This window comes from uncultured Acidovorax sp. (assembly GCF_964021665.1).
Lineage (GTDB): Bacteria > Pseudomonadota > Gammaproteobacteria > Burkholderiales > Burkholderiaceae_C > Acidovorax > Acidovorax temperans.
Genome location: NZ_CAXIAK010000061.1, coordinates 1 through 20,361, shown reverse-complemented (window position 1 = coordinate 20,361; position 20,361 = coordinate 1). Strand labels below are relative to the sequence as shown.

Below are 20,361 nucleotides of genomic sequence, written 5' to 3'. Positions count from 1 at the left end.
TCGAACGCCACGGCCAGCGCGATGATGCCGCCGATCGAGGTGCCATACGAGAGGTCAAACCGACGGCCGATGGGTTCGCCGATGTGATCTTCCATCTCCTGCAGTGCCCGCGCCGTGAAAAGGCCTCTGTAGCCTCCTCCGGTCAGTGCCAGCGCCTGAAAAGGCCACTCTTCGGTCCACGCCATACGCCCCCCCGCATCTAGGTTTTGAAGGGTGAGGATACCAATCAACGGGTGTGCGCGCGATCACTTCAAGCATCTTTCGTCGCACTCGTCCGGATTTCTGTCGCTGCTGACTGAGCGACGGGTCTGGGCGGCACTTCGGCCGCAAATGCCGCGCGCCATCGAACGTCCGGTTGCGGCGGTAGTGGTCAGTAGGGCCGCCACCAGCGAATGACTCGGATCAGCCTGAAGCGGAAGTTCGCCCGTAAGACATGAAGCTTGCTCTTGGCCATCACCTGCCAGCCCCATAGAAATCAACTCCACTGAGCCTAGTAGCGTTTCACGAGCGCAAGACATGGCTACTGAGCATTGAATCTGTTGCCCCCCCGCTCCCTCAACACCTCATACAACTGCGCCGGCCCCAGCAAGATGGCCTTGAGCCCGGAGCGCACCCGCTCGCTGTCCAGCGCCTGTTTGCTCATGGTGGTGTAGGCATCAAAGGCGTCGATGATGGCGTCGGTCAGTGCGCTGTCCAGGTCGGGTGAGTTGTCGAACTGGCCCTTGCTGTTGTTGCTGGCCTGTTGCACCAGGATGTCGGACTCCAGCAGTTTGCCTTTGACGTGGTTCACATACACCAGCCGGTCGTCGTCGCTGAGTTCGCCGTCGAACAGGTCGTTCACCTTGGCAACGATCTCTGATAGCAGCACTTTCATCTTGTCCTGCACCGCGCCCGCGCCGGTGTCGGTCAGGGGCTGCAGCTTGTAGTCGCCGTCGGTGTCGTGCAGCGCCAGGCTGCGCTGGCCTTGCTCCTTCAGCCGGTGGTGGGTCAGCACCACCTTCGACAGGTCCACCCCTTCGCGCTCCCGGCCGAAGTCCAGCAGGGGCAGCAGGCGCTTGAAGAAGATGGCGCGCTTTTCGATGGCGGTGTTGCCGTAGTCGAATACTTGGCCCAGGAAGGCGTACACGCGCACGAAGGTGCCCAGGTCGCGCTTGAACAGGGTGAGGGCCGCCAGTTCATCCTTGGCGGCTTGTGCTGCCGGGCCGTCTGGGATAGTGCTGGCCTCTGCATCCTGCAGGTTCTGCCGCGCCGCCTTGTAGCGCTTGAGCAGCCGGTCGGCCACGGGCTCGATGGCGGCCACCAGCATGGCCTGCGTGGCCTTGGGGTTCATCTCGGCCAGCACCACGCGCTCGACCTCGAACTCGTCGTAGTGGCCCGAGGCATCGAGCTTGGCGCGCAGGTCATAGACCAGATGCGGGTCGGTCACCCCGGCCAGCTCGGCGGTTTCGTAATAGGTCTTGAACGCTGCCAGAACATCGTCGGGCTCGTTCACAAAGTCGAGGATGTAGGTCGTGTCTTTGAGGTCGAATGGCCCGCTGTAGGCGCGGTTCAGGCGGCTCAGGGTCTGCACCGCCTGGATGCCGCCCAGGCGCTTGTCCACGTACATGCCGCACAAGAGCGGCTGGTCAAACCCGGTCTGGAACTTGTTGGCCACGAGCAGGATTTGGTATTCATCGGTGGCAAACGCCTCGCGCATGTCGCGGCCCTTGAGGTTCGGGTTCAGCGCGGTGCTGTTCTCCGACACCGGGTCAGGCAGGCTCTGCGGGTCGTTTACCTCGCCCGAGAAAGCCACCAGCGCGCCCAGTGGGTAGCCGTTGTCCTGGATGTAGTTCTGGATGGCCAGTTGCCAGCGCACCGCCTCTTGCCGGCTGCCCACCACCACCATGGCCTTGGCGTGGCCGTCGAGCAGGGGCTGCACGTTCTCGCGGAAGTGCTCCACCACCACCGCCACCTTCTGGCTGATGTTGTAGGGGTGCAGGCGCACCCAGCGCATCAAGCCCTTCATGGCCTCGTTGCGCTCAACCTCTTTCTCGTCCCACTCCTTGCCGTTGTTGGCCAGCTTGAAGGCCAGCTTGTAGGGCGTGTAGTTCTTCAGCACATCGAGGATGAAGCCCTCCTCGATGGCCTGGCGCATGCTGTAGATGTGGAACGGTGCGGGCAGGTTGCCCGGCCCGGCGGGTTGCTCGGGGTTGGGGCGGCGGCCAAACAGCTCCAGTGTCTTGGACTTGGGCGTGGCGGTGAAGGCCACATACGTGATGCCGGTGTCGTTGGCGCGCGCCGCCATCTGCGCGGCCAACAGGTCTTCGGTGCCCACCTCACCACCGTCGGCCAGGTCTTTCAGTTCTTCTGCGCTCAGCAGCTGCTTGAGCTTGGATGCGGCCTCGCCCGTCTGGCTGCTGTGCGCCTCGTCGGCAATCACGGCAAAGCGCTTGCCCTGCGTGGCGGCCAGCTCCTGCACGGCCTTGAGGGCGAATGGGAAGGTCTGGATGGTGCACACCACAATCTTCTTGCCGCCGCCCAGTGCCTCGGCCAGCTCGCCGCTCTTGCTGCCCGCGTCACCCTTGATGGTGGCCACCACGCCCTTGGTGCGCTCGAAGTCGAAGATGGCCTCTTGCAGCTGCGCATAGAGCACGTTGCGGTCGCTGACCACCAGCACGCTGTCGAACAGCTTATGGTTCTGCGCATCGTGCAGGTCGGCCAGAAAGTGCGCCGTCCAGGCAATCGAATTGGTCTTGCCGCTGCCCGCGCTGTGCTGGATCAGGTATTTATGCCCAGCCCCCTCGGCCAGCACGGCGGCCTGCAGCTTGCGCGTGGCATCGAGCTGGTGGTAGCGCGGGAAGATGAAGCCCGTCACCTTCTTCTTGCTGTCGCGCTGGGTGACGAGGTAGCGCCCCAATATCTCCAGCCAGCTATCGCGCTGCCACACCTGCTCCCACAGGTAGGCCGTGCGGTGGCCTGCGGGGTTGGGCGGGTTGCCCGCACCGCCGTGATCGCCCTGGTTGAAGGGCAGAAAGCGCGTGGCGGGGCCTTGCAGGCGCGTGGCCATCATCACTGTGCGGTTGCTCACGGCAAAGTGGACCAACGCACCACGCGGAAAGTCCAGCAATGGCTCGGCAAACGGCCGGCCCTTGGGTTTGGGGATGCGGTCAAAGCGGTACTGGTCCACCGCCGCGTTCATGTCCTGCGTGAAGTCGGTTTTGAGCTCCGCCGTGGCCACGGGGATGCCGTTCAAGAACAGCACCAGGTCGATCACGTCATCGTGCCCGGTGCGGCACTGGCGCACCACGCGCAGGCGGTTGGCGGCGTAGCGGGCCTGCAAATCCGGGTTCATGGCCAGCGCGGGCTTGAACTGCGCCAGCTTGAGCGGGCTCTTGAGCCCCAGCAGGTCGATGCCCACTCGCAGCACTTCGAGCGTGCCCCGGTCGTCCAGCGCCTTGCGCAGGCGGTCCAGCAGCATGGCCGGGGCCGCTGCGCCGTGGTTCTTGACCAGCGCCTCCCAGGCTTGCGGCTGCGTGGCCTGCACCCAGGCCAGCAGGTCGGCGGGGTACAGGGCGCGGGGGGTGTCGTAGCCGCTGGCGTCGCCCTCGGTGCCTGGTTCACTATAGAGCCAGCCCTGCGCTGCCAGGTGGTTGCAGATGTCGGTCTCGAACGCGATTTCGTTGTGCAAGCTCATGGGCTGCAGGTTCCTTCCGATGCTGTTTGTCTCATGGGGACACCGTGACTGCACTCCATGCCTGGCCTTGGATTCAGCGGGGGTCAGGTGAGCTTCAATGCCTTGCGATGCCGCGCCATCCTTTTGCGGGCAGCGGGCAGCTCCCCTTCCAATGCCGGTGCGCTCGCAATCCGACGTTCAATGGTGTGCATGTCGAGGAGCCCACTTTTCAGGCCAGCGAGCAGCCAACGCAGGTCGCGTTCTTCGCCGCGCATGTACTTGGAAACTGCCACATCGTCAGGCTGCACAAAAAAAGCCTTCACGTCACCGAAATCCAGCGGAATCAACCTCTCCTGCCACCCCTCCGGGAACGAGGGCAGGCTGGGGGATACCGGGTCCAGGTAATAACCGAATTCATCCTCGAACACAGAGCCCTGGCCCAGTGCCTGGGCCAGTTCGTAGGTGCGCTGGGGGTCGTTCTTCAGATAGGTATCCACATCAATGGACATCACCATCGTGCGGGGTGGGTCGCTGACGGCGCCCAGGATGGAGAGCGAGCCAACGATCACGAAGTCTGTGTGGTGAACGATGGCTTTGGCCTGCGTCAGCAGTGCATGAAGCTGTTCGCGGTTCAACGCAATTCCCGCAGCAAGAACGAAAAGGGCGTGTTCTGCATCATTCCCAGCGAGCGGCGCTCCGACGCTTCCAGCACTTTCTGCTTGTAAACAGCACTGTCGCCCGAGCTCACCACACCAGACCAAAACCGGATGTAGTAATCGCTGCACAGGCGGCCCTGTTTCCACAGCCCGATGCGCTGGCGCGCATGTTGCAGGATCTCATCCTTGCGGTCTGACTGCAGCTGCTCGTAGACATAGCGGTGCAAGGACCGCAGCGCTTCGTCCTGCGCTTGCTTGCCTTGGCGTGCTTGCATGTTGGGCGCTTGCATGAAAAACCTTGGGTGAGGGACCGTCTGGAAATGAGATGACTGAATGGTAGCAGGAGGGCTGTCAGAGGGCGTTTGCGTGGAGGCGCCTTGCTGGACAGCGCCCGCAGAACTTGGCGTCGGCGTTGCGCCCGAACAATCGGGGGGAATTTTCAGCGCCAGGGGATTTTTCTCAGAAATGCGGGGATGGGCGATTTATTTCTCAGTTTCCTGGCCGCCGGTTCACTACCCATCTGCCCATGCAAGGGCGCTATGGCGGTCCGTTCTGTTTGTTGCTCATAAGGCGACGATGGTTGCCTTGAAGGCTTCATGCGGCAAGGGGATAGGGTGGGTTTGAAGCAAAATTGGCCTCAAGCGCTTGCTGGATAAGCGCTGGCAGCTACTGAATCAGGAGCATTTGCGCTGCCCGCCAGCCCGCGCACGTCGATCTGGCCGGTGACGGCGGCGGAGATCAGGGCGGTGCGGCGTTCTTGCAGGAGGGTGATGGCAGAGCGGGCTTCGGCGGTCAGGGTGTCGAGCTTGGCGGTTTCTTGCTCCAAAAACACTGTGATCGTCGCTTGCTCTGCCAGTGGCGGCACCGCCATTGCAAAAGTCAGCAAGCTCGACTGCGGCAGGTTGTTCGCCATGCCATTGCCACCGCTCAGAGCGTTCTCGATCTGAATCCGCAATGGGCGCGAGTTGAGTGCCGCAACAAAAAAAGCTGCGTTGACGAACTCTTTCAACTTGAGTCGAAAGATCTTGTCCGAGAGCATGAGCCGCTCTCGGGTGGCTTTGACCAAAGCAGTGGACCCCACCAACTCAGGAGAGCCACTGGCGCGAGACATGAGCACATCGCCAACTCGGACTTCGTATGCCTCTTCTGGAGGCAACTCCGGCGGCAGGGCTTTGTTTTCAGATGGCCGAAAATTTCCGCCATTCAAACAACCGGCCTTGAGCACGCCCCATTCCTGCTCTTCAGCTTCGCGGGCATAGCATTCCGGGCTCCAACCTTGTTCGATTGCTGCGATCACGCGCCGCAATGCACAAACCTCCCAATGCACCGACACCTCCCCCAGCCACTCCACGCCCGAGTCCTTCATAGTCACGCTCGGGTCCAGCCCCTTGGTCACGGCGTGGGAGATGACGGCCTGGCGCTTTTCCTGCAGCAGGGCGATCAGCTTTTCCTGCTCGGCCACCAGCGCGTCAATCTTGGCGGTTTCGTTGTCGAGGAAGGTGGCGATGGCTCATTGTTCTTCGGGGGATGGCAAAGGAAACCAAAAATCATTGAACTGATCGGTGGGGAGTCTCCATCGCCCAAGCTGAGAACTTCCCTGTCCGAAAGCAAAAAAGACTTTATTCAGATACCCATTCTGAAGAAGGTATAGAACGTACTTGGGATGACAGACACTGGGATCGCGAATGGAGAAAACCCGGTAATCGGGGCTAGTCACACCAACGATTGAGGACAGGTCAACATAGCCAGTCAGCAAGTCCATATGGTTCATTGCAAAGTCGCCAACCTCGACGAGTTGGTACTTTGTGTAGTCCATCGATAGCTGCCCGTCGTTGCTTTCCGTGTCTTTGACTCGGATTCCCTTTTGAGTAATCGACAGCACATCGAACCCCAGCTCGCCAACGATTCGTTTTTTTATCTCGCAAAGCCAACGTACCTTCACGACCTCCCAATGCGCCGGCACCTCACCCAGCCACTCCACCCCACTGACCTTGTACTTCGGGTATCGCAGAAAACTCATGCCGACAGCCCCTTGATCATGTCCAAAATGCGGTCGGTGGTCTGCTTCAGTTCCGCGTCAATCTCGGCCAGCGGACGCGGGGGCTTGAACACGTAGAAGTGCCGGTTGAACGGGATTTCGTAGCCCACCTTGGTCTTGTCGGGGTCGATCCAGGCGTCGGGCGCGTGGGGCAGCACCTCGCGCTTGAAATACTCGCTCACGTCTTCGGTGTAGGGCACGTTCTCGGTGTCGCGCAAGCTCGCGTCGGGCTGGGGTTTACCCTTTTGCTTGCCCTTGATGCCCAGCACCACGTTGCCCGCTTCGTCGCGCAGCGGGCGTTCGACGGTGATGGCGTGGTAGCCAAAGGCTTCGTTGTCGAAGATGCGGCTGATGGGGATGCCGTCTTGCTCCGCCTCGGCAAAGTCGCCAAACAGGCGGGTGATGCGCTCGATGTGGGCGTCGCTGAGTTCCTTGCGCTTGGAGCCGAGGCTTTTGCGCATCTTCTGCCACATGCCGGACGCATCAATCAGCTGCACCTTGCCCTTGCGCGCTGCGGGCTTGCGGTTGCTGATGATCCAGACGTAGGTGCTGATGCCGGTGTTGTAGAACATGTCGGTGGGCAGGCCGACGATGGCCTCGCACAAGTCGTTCTCCAGCACGTAGCGGCGGATCTCGGATTCGCCCGAGCCCGCGCCGCCGGTGAACAGCGGCGAGCCGTTAAGCACGATGCCGAAGCGGCTACCACCCTCGGTCGCGGGGCGCATCTTGCTGAGCAGGTGCAGCAAAAACAGCATGGAGCCATCGCTCACGCGGGGCAGGCCGGGGCCAAAGCGGCCGTTGTAGCCCTGGCTTTCGTGCTCTTTGCGCACTTCCGTCTCGACCTTCTTCCACTCCACGCCAAAGGGCGGGTTGGACAGCATGTAGTCAAATTTCTTGTGGCCATGGCCGTCGTCGCTGAGCGTGTTGCCAAAGGCGATGTTGGCCACGTCCTGGCCCTTGATCAGCATGTCGGCCTTGCAGATGGCATAGGACTCGGGGTTGAGCTCCTGGCCAAAGACGGTGAGGCGCGCCTGGGGGTTGTGCTCGGCCAGGTATTCGCCCGCCACGCTGAGCATGCCGCCGGTGCCTGCTGTGGGGTCGTAAATGGTGCGCACCACGCCGGGCTTGCTGAGGATGGCGTCGTCTTCAATGAAGATCAGGTTGACCATCAGCCGGATGACTTCACGCGGGGTGAAGTGCTCCCCGGCGGTCTCGTTGCTGATTTCGGCGAACTTGCGGATCAGCTCTTCAAACACCAGCCCCATCTGCATGTTGCTGACCACCTCGGGGTGCAGGTCGATCTGGGTGAACTTTTCTGCCACCTGGTAGAGCAGCCCGGCCTTGGCCAGCCGCTCGACCTGGGTGTGAAATTCAAAATGCTCAAACACGTCACGCACGGCGGGCGAGAACGCCTGCACGTAGCTGAACAGGTTTTGCGCAATGTGGTCGGGGTCGCCCAGGAGCTTTTTCAGGTCCAGCGTGGAGGTGTTGTAGAAGCTCTGGCCCGCCTTGCGCAGCAGGAAGGGCTCGGGGTTGACGCCCTGCTTTTCTTTGTCGGCCAGCTCGGTCAACACGGCGGGCTTGGTCGATTCGAGCACGCAGTCGAGGCGGCGCAGCACGGTGAAGGGCAGGATGACCTTGCCGTAGTCGGATTGCTTGTAGTCGCCGCGCAGCAGGTCGGCCACGGACCAGATGAAGGCGGAGAGGGTTTGTTGGTTCATTGATGGTGGTTATACGCAGATCTCTGAGGCAACTTCGTGTTGTGCCGCAGGGGACGGGTTGTCATTCTTGGTCCGACGTACTGTCTGGGACGTATTCGAACAATTCACCTACCGGAACGCTGAAGTAGCCACACAAGGTGTTGATCGCATCCAGATCAACTCGTGTAGCCGTCTCCTGGTAGAGCAGCGTGATGGTGTTCCTATGGAGACCAGTGTCCCGCGCAAGGTCGCTGATCTTGAGCTTTCGTTCTCCCATAAGCCTGGACAGGTGACACTTGATCAAGACATTCTCCATGTAGAAATATCGCTCAGAACGACAAAAAGTCATTGACAAGGGCGATTTCGCGCTCATAATGCCATCCAGGATGACAAAAAAACGCAGTGCGTGACTTTTTTGAATCCTGATTGTCCACCATTGCAAGGAGAGAGAAATGACATCGTGTACCTATCTGACCACTGACGAGTTGTCAGACCGCATCAAGTACGACGCACGGACCATCCGGGACAGGCTCAAGGACAGCGTCCTACTTGAGGGTCGGCATTACATCCGCCCTTTCGGTGGACGCAAAACTCTCTATATCTGGGAGCACATCGAAACAGACATGACTCAGTATTCGGCCGTATGTGCAGAGGGCATACCGCTGGCCAATGGAGGTGTGATTCATGGGTAGTATCCGCCGCCTGGAAAGTAAAGGGACGCTGTTCCTGGACTTCCGATATGCGGGGCAGCGGCTGCGGGAATACACCACGTTGCCCGACACCTCAGCCAACCGCAAGCGCTTACTGAAGGTGCTGGAGCGCATCGAAGGAGAAATCGCCCTGGGCGCCTTCGATTACCAAAAAACCTTCGGCAAACCCTTGCCTGCCGTGGAGACAGACCCCCCGCAGGAGCCCATGCTTGCCGGGCCTGCACCAGGCGCGTTGAAGCAGCCTCCCAGCACAACCCCGCTGTTTAGCGACTTCGCCGAGGTGTGGTTCGTAGAGGCCGAGGTGACATGGCGGCGCAGCTACAGCATCACGCAACGCGGTGCACTGGACAAATACCTGATCCCCTTTTTCGGGGACAAGGAGGTCGGCCAGATCACCAAGGCAGACGTACTGGCATTTCGGGCTTCACTCGCCAAAGTTCCCGCCCGAAAGTCCAGCAACACCCTATCCAACCGACGCATCAACTCCATCATGAAGCCTTTGCGACAGATCCTTAACGAAGCGGCCGACCGGTTCGAGTTTACGTCCGCCTTCCGCAATATCAAACCCTTGAAGATGAAGCGCAGCGATGTCATGCCCTTCACGCTGGAGGACGTGCAGCGCATCCTGTCCACCGCGAGGGCGGACTATCGCAACTACTTCACCGTGCGCTTTTTCACAGGAATGCGAACCGGAGAGGTGCATGGTCTCAAATGGAAGTACATCGATTTCGAGCGTCGGCTCATCCTGGTGCGTGAGTCGATCGTGCTCAACGAGGAAGACGAGCTCAAGACGGATGGCAGCATGCGCGACATCCAGATGAACGAGATGGTGTTCGATGCCCTGCAGGCGCAGTTCAAGACTCGGCACCCTGACTCGGAGTATGTATTCAGCTTGCGCAGTGGCAAGCCCATTGATAACCAGAACTTCCTCAACCGGGTCTGGGCGCCGCTGCTACGTCACCTGGGGTTGGAGCACCGCAGGGCCTACCAGATGCGGCATACGGCGGCAACGCTGTGGCTTGCTGCCGGGGAAGCGCCGGAATGGATTGCGCGACAGTTGGGTCACACCAGCACCGAAATGCTGTTCCGTGTCTACAGCCGGTATGTGCCCAACCTGACGCGCCGGGACGGCTCTGCCATGGAGCGCTTGCTCAAGCAGCACATCTCGTTAGCGCCCGTCACGGGGAACGTGACCCCCGTGATCCTGGCGCTTGAGGCTTCACCGGCAGTGGCAACCACTACCTAACCACATCGCTTTTTTGAACCTACGCCAAGTGCCCGACGCGCAGGGCAGGGCGGAGCCTTGCCTGCGCCCACCCTGTAAGCCCGATTGGCCGAATCTGCACTTCGAGTGCCAAGGAGTTTCATATGACCGCATCACTTCACTTGCATCGAAACCGTAACCGCATCTCCCTCCGCACGCTCATGTCGGAGCGCGTGCAGCAACATGACTGTGACGTGATCACGCAATATCGCGACGAGATCTACGCTCGTATGCCCGATGCTGCACAGGGCGCGCTGAACGCATTCATTCGCAATCTTTTTGGCGATGATGGCCTGGTGCGTGCCTATCTTCATCCCGTGGCAACTCCTGCGGGAGAGCCGGCGACCATGCCTCTGGACCTTTGCGAACGCGCCGCAAACCAAGCGAGCCGTTACCCGAGACTGTTGCACCGCCACGAAAGAGAGTTGGCAGCAGTCGCCGCCTTTGTGCAATCCTGTGGCTACTATTGGTGTGCCTACCAACAAGTCCTGGGGCGGCCTGCTGCCCAGAATGCCGAAACCATGCGCTTCTATCGCAGCCGCATAGCCTCGGCACACAAAGCGTTACTGGAAGAGCCCCTCAGGCAACTGCGACGCTGCCACGCGGATCTGGGATACACACTTGCTCAAGTGCTGGGGATGGAACATGACGACACGGCTGACCCGCAGCAGGTAGCGCGTATACAGGCTGCGCTTGGCAGTGTGATGATGCAGATGCCTTAGCTATCAATCAAGGTGCACAAAATGAGAGTTCATGAATTGATGTCGACACCGTTCGTCGCGGAACTCATTTGCGACCGCTGTGGAACGCAGGCGCGACACGATGAGGGCGATGGCCTGAACAACTTCCTGCAGCTGGGGTTCGACGCGGGCTGGGGATCGCCCCTGGGCGATGGAACGCGGGTGGATATCGATCTTTGCCACAGTTGTTTGAAGGAAACACTGGGTCCCTGGCTGCGCCTGTCGACGTCTGCCTGGGCCTTAGCACCCAAGGGTTGACCAAGGAATCCACATGAGAAATCCGCATTATGAGTATTTGGGTAGGCGCATGCGTGAGTATCACCGCATGCAACAGTGGCGTCTTTCAGATGGCGGTCTGTTCATCCCGCACGCCTACTGGAACATGGGGCCTGAAAGTCTGTCGTATTGGGATGACGTGGGTTTCATCCTCAACGGGCGGCGCATCATCGTCTGGTGGCATCACCCTCGACACACCTATGGGGAGGCTATTTCTTCCATGGCTTGGGACGAGGCGGGTGACGGCCCACGGGATGACTGGCTCTTTGAGGGCGGGACCAAAGGCTACAAGATGGTTGGCAAGTCGAGCAAGCGGAAAAAACTGAGCAGCTTCACCAGCCGCGCACCTTCCGAGGCCCAGACACAGCACTACGCAAAGCTTCAGAAAATTGAAGAACGGCTGACCCGGGATGGGATTGACTTGGAGGTTCGGCCCTCATGGAAATGGGAGCGTCTCAGTTGGGCGATGGGTGTCAGCCTTGTGGCACCGTTTGAAGTAAGAAATGAAAAGGAGCTGGCAGAAGTGGCGCACTTGGCCCGAGAACTCATCTTGCAGAAAACCACCTTGACCCAAGAGTTTCCGGACTTTGTATACGACAAAGCAAGCTGGCTGCGCGAGCGGGCCGTACTGGCTCCCGCCCACCACACTGCCCCTGAAGTGAAGGCCTGAAGAGGCTTGAATGGACAGGGCAGTACCGGCTGTATGGCGAAGTAGTACGCAAGGAATTGATATGACGATTGACCGTGCCAGCTATCCAGGCGTGCCGGATGATTTCCCGGTGACTGCGGTTCCCTCTGCCATTGGAGGCGCCCAGCCGAAGATGAGCCTCGTTGAGGAAGATGGAAAGTTCTATGCGCCAGGTACTTCGCCCTCAGAAGTCGTGGCAGCCTTTCAGATGTGTGACGACCTGGTCTCGCAGATGGTTCCGTACTGCCAGCGAAAGCTGCCCACCTTTGAAGGGGGCCAGGAAGCGACGGTGAAGACTGCGTTAAAAGGTCTTCTGGCCAAGCGATGGTGCACAGATGCGCAGTGCGTATGGATCATGCGCAGGGTTGCGCGAGAGCTGCAGTGGCCAGTGGACGAAAGCGCTTTGGGCGTCTGAACGCTTTGGCTCGTTACCCCGGCGCTGTTGATCGAAGACCATGTGTTGACGCAAGGTGCGCTTCGCGCTGGCACGCTCATGGGATTTACCGACGAAGTGCTCTCCAATGCCATTGGACTGTAGCTCAAGACGATTTTAAGGTTGGACGCAAGACTGCAGGATCTTTGTGCGGGCACTGCAAGTGGGCTCACTTGAAGTCGGCTGTGCAGCGGAGGACTAAACCGCTCGCGCGGTAGACCGCCGCGAAGGCCCTGACGCAAAGTACACATCGCGCCTCTGTCTATGTTGGCGAGTGAGGCAACCCATGCTGGTGCGCAGGCGTTGATCGGTATCGCATGAGATCTGCTTGGCAGTTCTCTACAAGATGAAAGGAATATGCGCCATGGTGGGCTTAATTACCCTATGCCTTATCGGCGGCGTGATTACCTGGTTCGGCATATATGTGGCCACGAGCCAAACGCAACCTTCTGGCCCCTGCGCCGCCAACTACACGTTGGAGTGCATGCGTGACAACGACGGACGGTTTCTGGCCGAGGTTGTCCCGGAGCTGCCGGGAGCACGTGCCTTGGGAGCCACGGCTGAAGATGCCATGGCGAAGGCCCAGGCCGTAGCGTTGCGCGTTCTGGCCGAGCGGTTGGAGCAAGGCGAGGTCACGCCGCGCGCCATCCGCATCGAACTCCGCGTACCCGCAATGACGGTGGATGCCCCTGCCACCCCAACGTAAACATTACCCGAAGGCAAAGGCACAGATTCGAGCGCTCCTCATGTATGTCAACAGTCATCGGGCGATTCAATCATCCTAAGAAAAGACAAATTAACGGTTTGGCCTATCCGATTGACATAGCGGCATGCGTCAACCTCAACGAGTGCTCGTGACTCCATGGATTCCAGGAGAATTTCATACAGAAATGGATGCTCCAGCGGAAGCCAGTGAAGCTGGATCTGCTTGCTCTTGGTCTTCAGTTGCGATCGATGTTCCTTGGTCGGCTCAATAACAGCTTTCTCGCGACCTACCATGTCTACACGAAAGCGAACGGAGACGGGGTCGGGAAGCATTGTTCTTCGCGATTGGTAGATTGGATCCACAGAGATAGTCACGCCATCGCTGGTCCGGAAGCTCGTGGTTTCTTCCCGGTCCGTAAGCAGGCGGATCAATGCTGGCGCAGTGGTGCGTATGGCATCAATGAAGTCATCAGGGCTCAAGCCCGTCGAGGTAGACAATGTTCTCAGGTGCTTCAATGCGTTAGTCGCTTGCATGACGGTTCCAGCGAGAAGCGGATCCTCGGTGGAGGATGCTGAGTAAGGCGCTTTTCTGTCCTCAAAGAGCCTGCGCTGAAGACTGTCACAGCAGGAAACCACTAACCACTGGTCAAGTTTGCCCGGGTCTACCTCCAGAGAGTAGTACAGGCGGTCCTGTTCAGACAGCTGCCCCAAGACCGTGTTCATCGTGTTCTGCACGAGCATGATCTCCCGCTGCTCCTTGGCGGGATCTCTGGCCTTTTGCACCGAGTTGATGAACACCCGAAATATTTCTTGGTCCTTACTCATGCGCATCCATTCCAATCATGCCGTGCCATACGGCCATGGAAAACATAAGGCCATGAAAAGATCCCATGCGCAATCTGGCGGAAGGGCAAGGCTTGGATGTTTTGGTGAAAGGCTTTCTTGAGATCAGCATGTAGGGAGGTTGTTCGAGTTTCCGTTGGCGAACCCCTTCAATCGTGACGGAGGTTCCGAAGTACTGTCCTAGCTGATCTTGCGCACTTCTGGCTGAATCACTGCGCACAGTCGTAGCGCGAGAATGAGGATCAGCAACATGCTTCATTGGAACTCGAAGGACAATGCAGCTGCCAGGAACGGAGCCGTCGCTCAGCCAACGCAAAAGGTCGTCGGCCGATCCATCGGGTCGCAATGCAATGCTTTGCCCATCGCGGCAGTGCATCCATGAGCGCACGGCATTGCGCTGTGCAAACGTAGGAGCAATGTTTTGAGGTGCCAACTTTTGCCAGGAAGGTTCATCGGTGACCGTCGGCCGAATATCGCAATCCATAAAGATCTGAAGTAGCCGTGCAAGTTTGATCACCCGCGTGGCATGTTCGAGGATCAGGCGGCGACCACGGACACTTCCCAAGACAAGAAGCTGGTTGGCGATCAATACAGCACGATCGATCACTTCCAAGACGGTGGCCAAAGGGACACTGCAGCGAGAAGCCACAGCCTCGACTGGTATGCCAGTGTGAAGATCGCAGAGGATCTTGCGTACATGCATCAGGCCGATTGACGCTATTGGTGGCGGCGGCAACGCCGCCAGCAGAGATGGGGGCGGCGCTTGGCGTACAGCCAGCCCAGTGGATGTCTCGAAGAGACAAGACCACAAGAATTCCGCTTTGTTCTCACTGCGTTGTTTAGCCTTTCGCAATGCGGCAGCGGAACGTCCGGTCCAGAAGGCTGCGACTTCAGCGGTAAGTGGCCTCGTCTGCCAATAGCTGTTCAGAGAGCAGCGCAAGGCCATGTCGGGTCGGTGGAAATAGTGCTGCAGGGTTGTCGGAACTTGGGCATGTCCCACCTCAGCGGCAACTTTTTGCAACCAGGAAACGGGGCTTGGACGAGAAGAAGGCTGATCCAGCTGATGGATGATGTTGCGGTTGACCCATGCGTGCCGCAGCGTATGGAAGGAAACTGATTTGTCGCCGCAGACTTGCTTAAGAGCGCGGTTGACCAGTCGGCTGCAGGCGGCAAACATGTAGGTGCGATGGCTGCTGTGGGGATCTCCAAACAGCAGAGCAGACTTGCCATGTCTGCCCTCTTCTTCACTCTTCCTGCGCTTGATCCAGCTGGCTACGCACGCCACCCACGCCGGCTCGCCGAAGCTGCGCATCCATCGCTTCGCGCTGTAGCTTTTACCTTGATGCTGCCCTCGCCGAGGGTGGTATCGGAGTTCGATGCCTTCTTCAGTGATGACGAAGTCCTCTAGGCGTAGGGCTTGTGCCTCGCCGATGCGCAGGGGAAAAATAGCGGCAAGAGCCAGCAGCGCTTGCACACTGGCGCAGATGCGTGCATCGCTGCTGGCAGTGAGGGCAAGTTCCAGGGCCCCGTGGATTTCTTGGGACCAGACCGTGTTGGCGTGCACTACCGTGGTGTTTCCGTCACCCGAAAAAAGTACCTGCGCCATCGGCGGGGCGCCAAATGTCTGGATGCAAAACTGATGGAAGGAGGCAAGGGCCGGGCGTTGTGGGTCGCTGTTAACGGCATGCTTCAGTGCATCGAAGAAGGCGATCCACTGTTCATCGTCCATGTGAATTGCAGAGCACGGGCATTGAGTGTAGTTTTCGGAGATGAGCCCCGCGGTAGCGCTGACGTAGCGAGAGATTGTTGCGACGGAAGGATTCTTCAGGCGCACGCTGCCAACGCTGAGCAGGTGGTGCACCCACAGCAGGACCAGCGCATCGCCTTCTGTGCCTTGGCGTGCAATCAAGTCGGCGGTCATGGCCAACCTGCTGTACAGGCTTGTTCGCCAACGCTGATCAGAAAGCCGGATGTCTGTTGCCTGGTTGGGTAGAGTAAACAGGTCTTGAATCTCCTTCAGGCACCGAGCGCGGCGGTTGATGGGCGCCTCCATCTCAAGGAGTATTTCCAATGCTCCGTCGTGGGAGGGACTGAGAGCATCATCATCTGCAGCATCCCGCGTTTCCCAGTGCACGTCCTTTTGTCGTAGGTTCCATCGCGTAAGCACATCGCGGGGCAGTGCCGTGATGGGAATACTGCCCGTGAGCATCCCCAGACAAAAATTGGGGATGTGCTGATGTAGCCAGGCCAGCGCGTCGTGGAAGATGAGATGCCAGAGGTCCTTGCCCATCTGGGATTGGGCCATTGGGTAGTTCTTCAGCAATACTTGATGGAAGGAGTCCAGGTCCTTCTTGGGCGACGTTTCACTGGGGACTCGGAACAATGCGATGCGCGTGCGTGGATCGAGCGCCCGGCTATGCAGACGGTCCTGTTCATCTGACCATTGGACGTAGTGGCCGTCACAGGTGGAGTGCGATGACACCAAGGCATGAAGGAAGTTCGATAGCTCTGCGGATGAGCCTATGCCTTCGTAGAGGATGGCGCACAAGATCAGGGCATGCGAAGGCGCGAGTTGAGTCACCAGCCGGTCGGCCGATCGAATAAAGCTGTCGAAGCGAGCGACCCCGCCGGGAGCGCTGAAGGCCGGAATCAGGACTGGATTTCGTTTGGTTGTTGTCCAGGGTTGTGACAGAGATGTCATGGAGCGATTTCCTTGCTCAGGCCGGACCTGGGTCGGATGTTCAGCTCCAGTAGCACTTGGTCGATGCCTGAAATAAGGCGTTCGGTGCTGTGGTACTTGACGCGGTTGGAATTCAGTTCGTGCGTTGAGATTCCCGGCGAGAAATGGCGGAGCCAGTCTTGGATATCCTCGAATGGCATGCCCGCATCCAGCAAAAGATCCGGCAGAGAATGGCGACCAAAGTCCCGGTTGAGCTGGCTGGCTGGGCCTGTGAAAAGGACATCTGAGCTCAAGGGGACGGGGGCGCCATGCGTGTCCAGCAAAAAAAGCATGGGCAAGTTCTGGAGTTCCCTGATCTGGCGGATGAGTTGAAAGGCGGCCGAAGAGCCGGGGGCTTGCAATTTCAATAGCCGCTTATCCAGCGCGGCGATGTGCGCGTGCCAAAGCTTGAGCTGCTCGGAGAGCGCTGCTGGGATGGGGGTCGGTGTCGTGCCTCGCGTGGCACTCAAGGGCTTGTCTTCCATCAAGCCGAAGGTCGTGGTGCTGCTCCAAACGCTCGCACGAAAGTCGATAAGGCGGCGGTCGCGGCCTCCGACGACAAACTGCATCAAGAGGCCGACGTAACGCGCGCACGCGTTGTGGTGCTCGATCAATGATGGCAACGAGTACCTGCGACCACACTTTTTCGCGAGCAGTTCATCGCCAGCGCTTGCAAATACTTCTTTGATCCAATCCGCCGATGGTGTCAGGCGGGAGCCGATGCGGAGGTTGGAGTTGCCACCACTTTGCGGTACTGCTGGCCCCAGGCCGACGGCGTCATAGAAGTCGGAGCAGGCCTGCCAGATCTCGCGCTCGCGTGGGCAGACGTAATGGAGATCGGATTTGTTTACCAGTTCAAGGGCAAGAGTCGCGTAGGCAGAGATATCACGCCTGTCGGTGGTCGCTAATGAAATCGATCGCGCGGAGTTCATCAGTCCGGCCAACGAAGCGCTGTGATGAACCCCCGGCAACGAGATTTTTTTGCGGCTGGTTGGTTTGTTAATGCACAGATCGGCGAGCGTGCGCAACTGGCTGTTTTGCGTGTGGGCCTCTCGCAGCATGGTGGCAACACCCTGCGGCAGTGGGCGCTTCAGGATCAGCGTGGACGCTTGATGCCGCGGGCTTGAACGTTTACCAAGACCTGCCAGTGCGAATGACAAGTCCACGTATGTTGAGCCTGCAACCGGATCGATCCAGGCCATCCAGCCTTGTCCGCTTTCTCCGGAAACCAGTGGTATTCGCTTGCCGAGGTTTAGGCCGAGGCCAACGCATAGGCAGATGAGGGTGACCAGGTCATCAGAGTGACCCTGCTGTGCTTGGTCGAGAAGAAGGACGACGGTGCGTGTGAGCTCGCTGCGGCTGAGTGTTTGGCCGGTATCTACGGCCTGGCGCTCGGTTTGACGTAGGGAGCTCAGTCGATTGGAAAGGCAGGAGGTCACCGCTGCGTTAAATGACAGTTGCGCGCTGTTCGTGGAGCAGGAGTGCAACGCCAGCAACTGCAGGAGCTTTTGATGTGCTTGCCCTTCAAGCTTGGTGACCTCCGCTTCGAACTGCTGGTTTGTCAGGATCTCGTCGTGTGATTGTTTGATGAGCTTGCGCAGTTTTTGAACGAAGCTCTTTTCTATGGAGGCTTCTTTCAGGAGGGCCGCGACTAAATGCTTGCCGACCAAGCTCTGGAGTCGATGCGCGTAAGGAAAGCTCGCAGATACGAACCACGCCCAGGCTGGGTAATCGCTCGCGAGGCCGAGCATTGCATTGGGCTGAGCAATGCAGGCGCCTGAATCGTCGCTCAACTTGCCAAGCAACGAGATATGTTGCGCGAGATGAGATCCGGCAGCGGGAACTTCGATCAGCAGTGCCGTCAGGCAGGTCAAGGTATTTTTAGCGACTAAGCCGATGCCCGGTTGATGCGGTGGCGCCGGAATGATGCTCAAAAGCAGTCGCGCAGCATCAGGCCCCTCCACGGCAACGGAGGTGTGAGCGAAAACGAAGGACGCCGGAATAGTCATAGCAACTCCATAGAAAAAGCCGGGCCGAGAAAGGGGGGAAGGGCCATGTAGGCGCGCGCGGATGCACCTCGATCGGCGCCAGCCGAGGTGTCGGGCATCAAGGGGGGCGGCGTGACGCCGCTCGTGATGTGGCTGCGCCGGCCCGAACGTGGTACGCGTCAGGCGGGCAGCATTGAAGGGGCGCGCGTGAGCGCGCCGCATTGATAGCCCCTAATCAGGGCAACTTTTGGGGCTTGGCTTTGCTGGCCTAATTTCCGGACATCGGAGATCGTTCAGTCGAACGCCCTCCACTGAGGTACAGGACGACCTCAAAGAGACTTTTGGCAAAAAAGCCATCGCGAGCAAAAGCCCACGAAATTTATATCTGCGCAAGCAGAAATATCCGGCCTAGGGGCCTTTTGCTGGGATCGGGCCCAGCTTGTTCAGGGGCCCGCAAGTATTTTTGGTGCGGCGGGCTCACACCAGCAGGCCATAAAGCTAGCTCGCGCTAATCTAGCGGAGCTGATGGCTCTTTGTCAATGCCCATTGAGCGCGTCCGATCAGAAGCTGACTGCCCGGTAACTTTATGCATGTGATCAGCAACTGGTCGATGGGACAAGAGGGCTGTTCCCTTCTGCCCTGTATTCAATCATCATCAAGGGGCAGCACGCCCTGTGGCGGTGTGGGTGGCCACTTTCCTGCGCCGCCGCGCTTTTCAAACCAGCGGTGCATGGCCACGTCTTCTAGCGCGTATTCACCGCGGGCCGACTTCCATACCAACGCGGGCATACGCTGTCGCAAACCCTCCAGCGCCCGCTGAACTTGGGTAGCGTTTACTGGGTGGCCAGTTCTTTCCCGGTAAAAGCGCAGTGCTTCGGCATCGTAAGGGCGGTATCGTGAACCTTGCGTCAGCATGCGCCACAGCACGGCCTGCTCGGTGGGCTTCAGCCCCAGGTAGTCCGACTCCATCTGCGCTTCGTCGTGGGTTTGTTGTTGTTGAGCCGCATCCAGCAATGCCGATTCAAAGCGCCCGGTCAGGGCAGCGAGGGGACTGAGCACCTGGCCCAATGCGGCCATGAAAAATTGCGGACGGAAGCCGAACACTTCAAATGCCTGTTGCAGCAGGGTCTGATCCACCGGTTTGAGTTCGGGCCGCTGCGCCTCGATCAACGCTGCTATGTGGGCAATGAAGTCAGGCCCCAGGGGCGGCATGCGCTGAATCTGTGAGCCGTAAAACGGTGCACCGGCCGTGTTGACCAAGCGCAGCAATTTGTCGCGGTCTGAGCCTGACATCACCAGCATCAGGTTCACCACGCCGGGCTGATTGAGTTGGTCGCGGGCTGATTTCAAGGCAGTCATGGCTGCCTCGCCGGCTTCGCTGGTAAGGGCGTGCTGCGCTTCGTCGATGATCAGCGCGATCGGCTTGCCGGCGTGGTCATGCAGCAGGCGCAGCGCATCGGTCAGGGTGAGTCCATCGATCTTGCCGATCTTGCTGGTGTCCACCTCTAGCCCGCCCACCTTCACCTTGTCCAACCCCGCCTTGCGGGCGGTTCGGGCCACAATGCCCAATTGGGGTTCCAACGCGCGAGCAATGGCTTCGGCGATCAGTCCACCCGGGTCACGTCGCGTATCGGCCCACAGATCCACATACACCACGACCACATCGGCTGCTTCCAGCGCGGGTCGTAAGTCACCTTGCAAAAAGGTGGACTTGCCGGTGCGGCGGGGGGCGGCCAAGAACAGGCCGTTGTGGGCGTCTCCCAGCAGGGCTTTGCCTTGCAGGGCGGCGACTAACTCTTGGGCGAGTGCGGCGCGTGGGAAAGCGATCATGTCAATTATCGGAAATTATCTTGAAAAAGATATTTTATCGTATTTTCGATAAAATAGCATAATTAACCAATGGGATGGACGCCCCCACCCTAAACGGCATCGAAAGTGCCACAGTGGAG

General features: G+C 59.2%; 19 protein-coding genes. 7 read left to right on the top strand and 12 right to left on the bottom strand.

Annotated features, from left to right (window positions below; genetic code table 11):
- From AADJ04_RS12775 to AADJ04_RS12740, 8 genes are all read right to left on the bottom strand, one after another.
- On the bottom strand, positions 1-185 hold a 185-nt coding region (locus AADJ04_RS12775; RefSeq protein ID WP_341239840.1), incomplete at its 3' end, for a patatin-like phospholipase family protein.
- A 335-nt stretch (positions 186-520) separates the two neighbouring features.
- Positions 521-3,673 carry a DEAD/DEAH box helicase family protein gene (locus AADJ04_RS12770; RefSeq protein ID WP_270174766.1) on the bottom strand — a complete coding sequence of 1,051 codons (3,153 nt, stop codon included), beginning with the start codon at positions 3,671-3,673 and terminating at the stop codon, positions 521-523.
- Positions 3,674-3,756: 83 nt separating this feature from the next.
- Positions 3,757-4,287, bottom strand: a complete 531-nt coding sequence (locus AADJ04_RS12765) for a DUF6036 family nucleotidyltransferase (protein WP_086926346.1) — start codon at positions 4,285-4,287, stop codon at positions 3,757-3,759.
- Positions 4,284-4,583 (bottom strand): hypothetical protein, encoded by a 300-nt coding sequence (locus tag AADJ04_RS12760; protein ID WP_139285382.1) that lies wholly within the window; start codon positions 4,581-4,583, stop codon positions 4,284-4,286. The genes AADJ04_RS12765 and AADJ04_RS12760 overlap by 4 nt, the downstream gene beginning before the upstream one ends.
- Before the next feature lie 362 nt (positions 4,584-4,945).
- Positions 4,946-5,770 carry a hypothetical protein gene (locus AADJ04_RS12755; protein ID WP_270174767.1) on the bottom strand — a complete coding sequence of 275 codons (825 nt, stop codon included), beginning with the start codon at positions 5,768-5,770 and terminating at the stop codon, positions 4,946-4,948.
- Positions 5,771-5,818: 48 nt separating this feature from the next.
- On the bottom strand, positions 5,819-6,328 hold the full coding sequence (locus tag AADJ04_RS12750) for a hypothetical protein (protein ID WP_270174768.1): 510 nt from the start codon (positions 6,326-6,328) through the stop codon (positions 5,819-5,821).
- Positions 6,325-8,067 carry a class I SAM-dependent DNA methyltransferase gene (locus tag AADJ04_RS12745; protein WP_341239839.1) on the bottom strand — a complete coding sequence of 581 codons (1,743 nt, stop codon included), beginning with the start codon at positions 8,065-8,067 and terminating at the stop codon, positions 6,325-6,327. The genes AADJ04_RS12750 and AADJ04_RS12745 overlap by 4 nt, the downstream gene beginning before the upstream one ends.
- Positions 8,068-8,128: 61 nt before the next feature.
- The gene (locus tag AADJ04_RS12740; protein WP_335622319.1) at positions 8,129-8,323 is read right to left on the bottom strand and encodes a helix-turn-helix transcriptional regulator; all 195 of its coding nucleotides are present in this window, start codon (positions 8,321-8,323) and stop codon (positions 8,129-8,131) included.
- Between the two features lie 175 nt (positions 8,324-8,498).
- Here AADJ04_RS12740 and AADJ04_RS12735 point away from each other — a divergent pair, with 175 nt between their 5' ends.
- The 7 genes from AADJ04_RS12735 to AADJ04_RS12705 all read left to right on the top strand — a co-directional run bounded on the left by AADJ04_RS12735 (position 8,499) and on the right by AADJ04_RS12705 (position 12,863).
- Positions 8,499-8,738: a hypothetical protein gene (locus AADJ04_RS12735; RefSeq protein ID WP_026437435.1), complete on the top strand. Its 240-nt coding sequence runs from the start codon at positions 8,499-8,501 to the stop codon at positions 8,736-8,738.
- A complete protein-coding gene (locus tag AADJ04_RS12730; RefSeq protein WP_086926343.1) occupies positions 8,731-10,002 on the top strand; it encodes a site-specific integrase in 1,272 nt (423 codons plus the stop codon). Before AADJ04_RS12735 ends, AADJ04_RS12730 begins: the two co-directional genes overlap by 8 nt.
- 122 nt (positions 10,003-10,124) lie before the next feature.
- Positions 10,125-10,742, top strand: a complete 618-nt coding sequence (locus AADJ04_RS12725) for a hypothetical protein (RefSeq protein ID WP_139285381.1) — start codon at positions 10,125-10,127, stop codon at positions 10,740-10,742.
- A gap of 21 nt (positions 10,743-10,763) precedes the next feature.
- Positions 10,764-11,018 carry a hypothetical protein gene (locus tag AADJ04_RS12720; protein ID WP_139285380.1) on the top strand — a complete coding sequence of 85 codons (255 nt, stop codon included), beginning with the start codon at positions 10,764-10,766 and terminating at the stop codon, positions 11,016-11,018.
- Between the two features lie 13 nt (positions 11,019-11,031).
- Positions 11,032-11,706 carry a hypothetical protein gene (locus AADJ04_RS12715; protein WP_270174770.1) on the top strand — a complete coding sequence of 225 codons (675 nt, stop codon included), beginning with the start codon at positions 11,032-11,034 and terminating at the stop codon, positions 11,704-11,706.
- Positions 11,707-11,767: 61 nt separating this feature from the next.
- Entirely contained in the window at positions 11,768-12,139 is a 372-nt protein-coding gene (locus AADJ04_RS12710) for a hypothetical protein (RefSeq protein ID WP_232476455.1), read from the top strand.
- A 502-nt stretch (positions 12,140-12,641) separates the two neighbouring features.
- Entirely contained in the window at positions 12,642-12,863 is a 222-nt protein-coding gene (locus AADJ04_RS12705; protein WP_066785945.1) for a type II toxin-antitoxin system HicB family antitoxin, read from the top strand.
- 47 nt (positions 12,864-12,910) lie between these two features.
- Here the strand turns inward: AADJ04_RS12705 and AADJ04_RS12700 are convergent, their stop codons facing one another.
- The 4 genes from AADJ04_RS12700 to AADJ04_RS12685 form a co-directional block, all read right to left on the bottom strand.
- The gene (locus tag AADJ04_RS12700; RefSeq protein ID WP_086926340.1) at positions 12,911-13,687 is read right to left on the bottom strand and encodes a hypothetical protein; all 777 of its coding nucleotides are present in this window, start codon (positions 13,685-13,687) and stop codon (positions 12,911-12,913) included.
- Complete coding sequence (locus AADJ04_RS12695; protein WP_270174771.1) at positions 13,680-16,406, bottom strand: hypothetical protein; 2,727 nt, start codon at positions 16,404-16,406, stop codon at positions 13,680-13,682. The genes AADJ04_RS12700 and AADJ04_RS12695 overlap by 8 nt, the downstream gene beginning before the upstream one ends.
- Positions 16,403-18,433, bottom strand: a complete 2,031-nt coding sequence (locus tag AADJ04_RS12690) for a hypothetical protein (RefSeq protein ID WP_270174772.1) — start codon at positions 18,431-18,433, stop codon at positions 16,403-16,405. Before AADJ04_RS12690 ends, AADJ04_RS12695 begins: the two co-directional genes overlap by 4 nt.
- A gap of 624 nt (positions 18,434-19,057) precedes the next feature.
- Positions 19,058-20,242: an ATPase gene (locus tag AADJ04_RS12685; RefSeq protein WP_066785869.1), complete on the bottom strand. Its 1,185-nt coding sequence runs from the start codon at positions 20,240-20,242 to the stop codon at positions 19,058-19,060.
- Positions 20,243-20,361 lie beyond the last annotated feature (119 nt).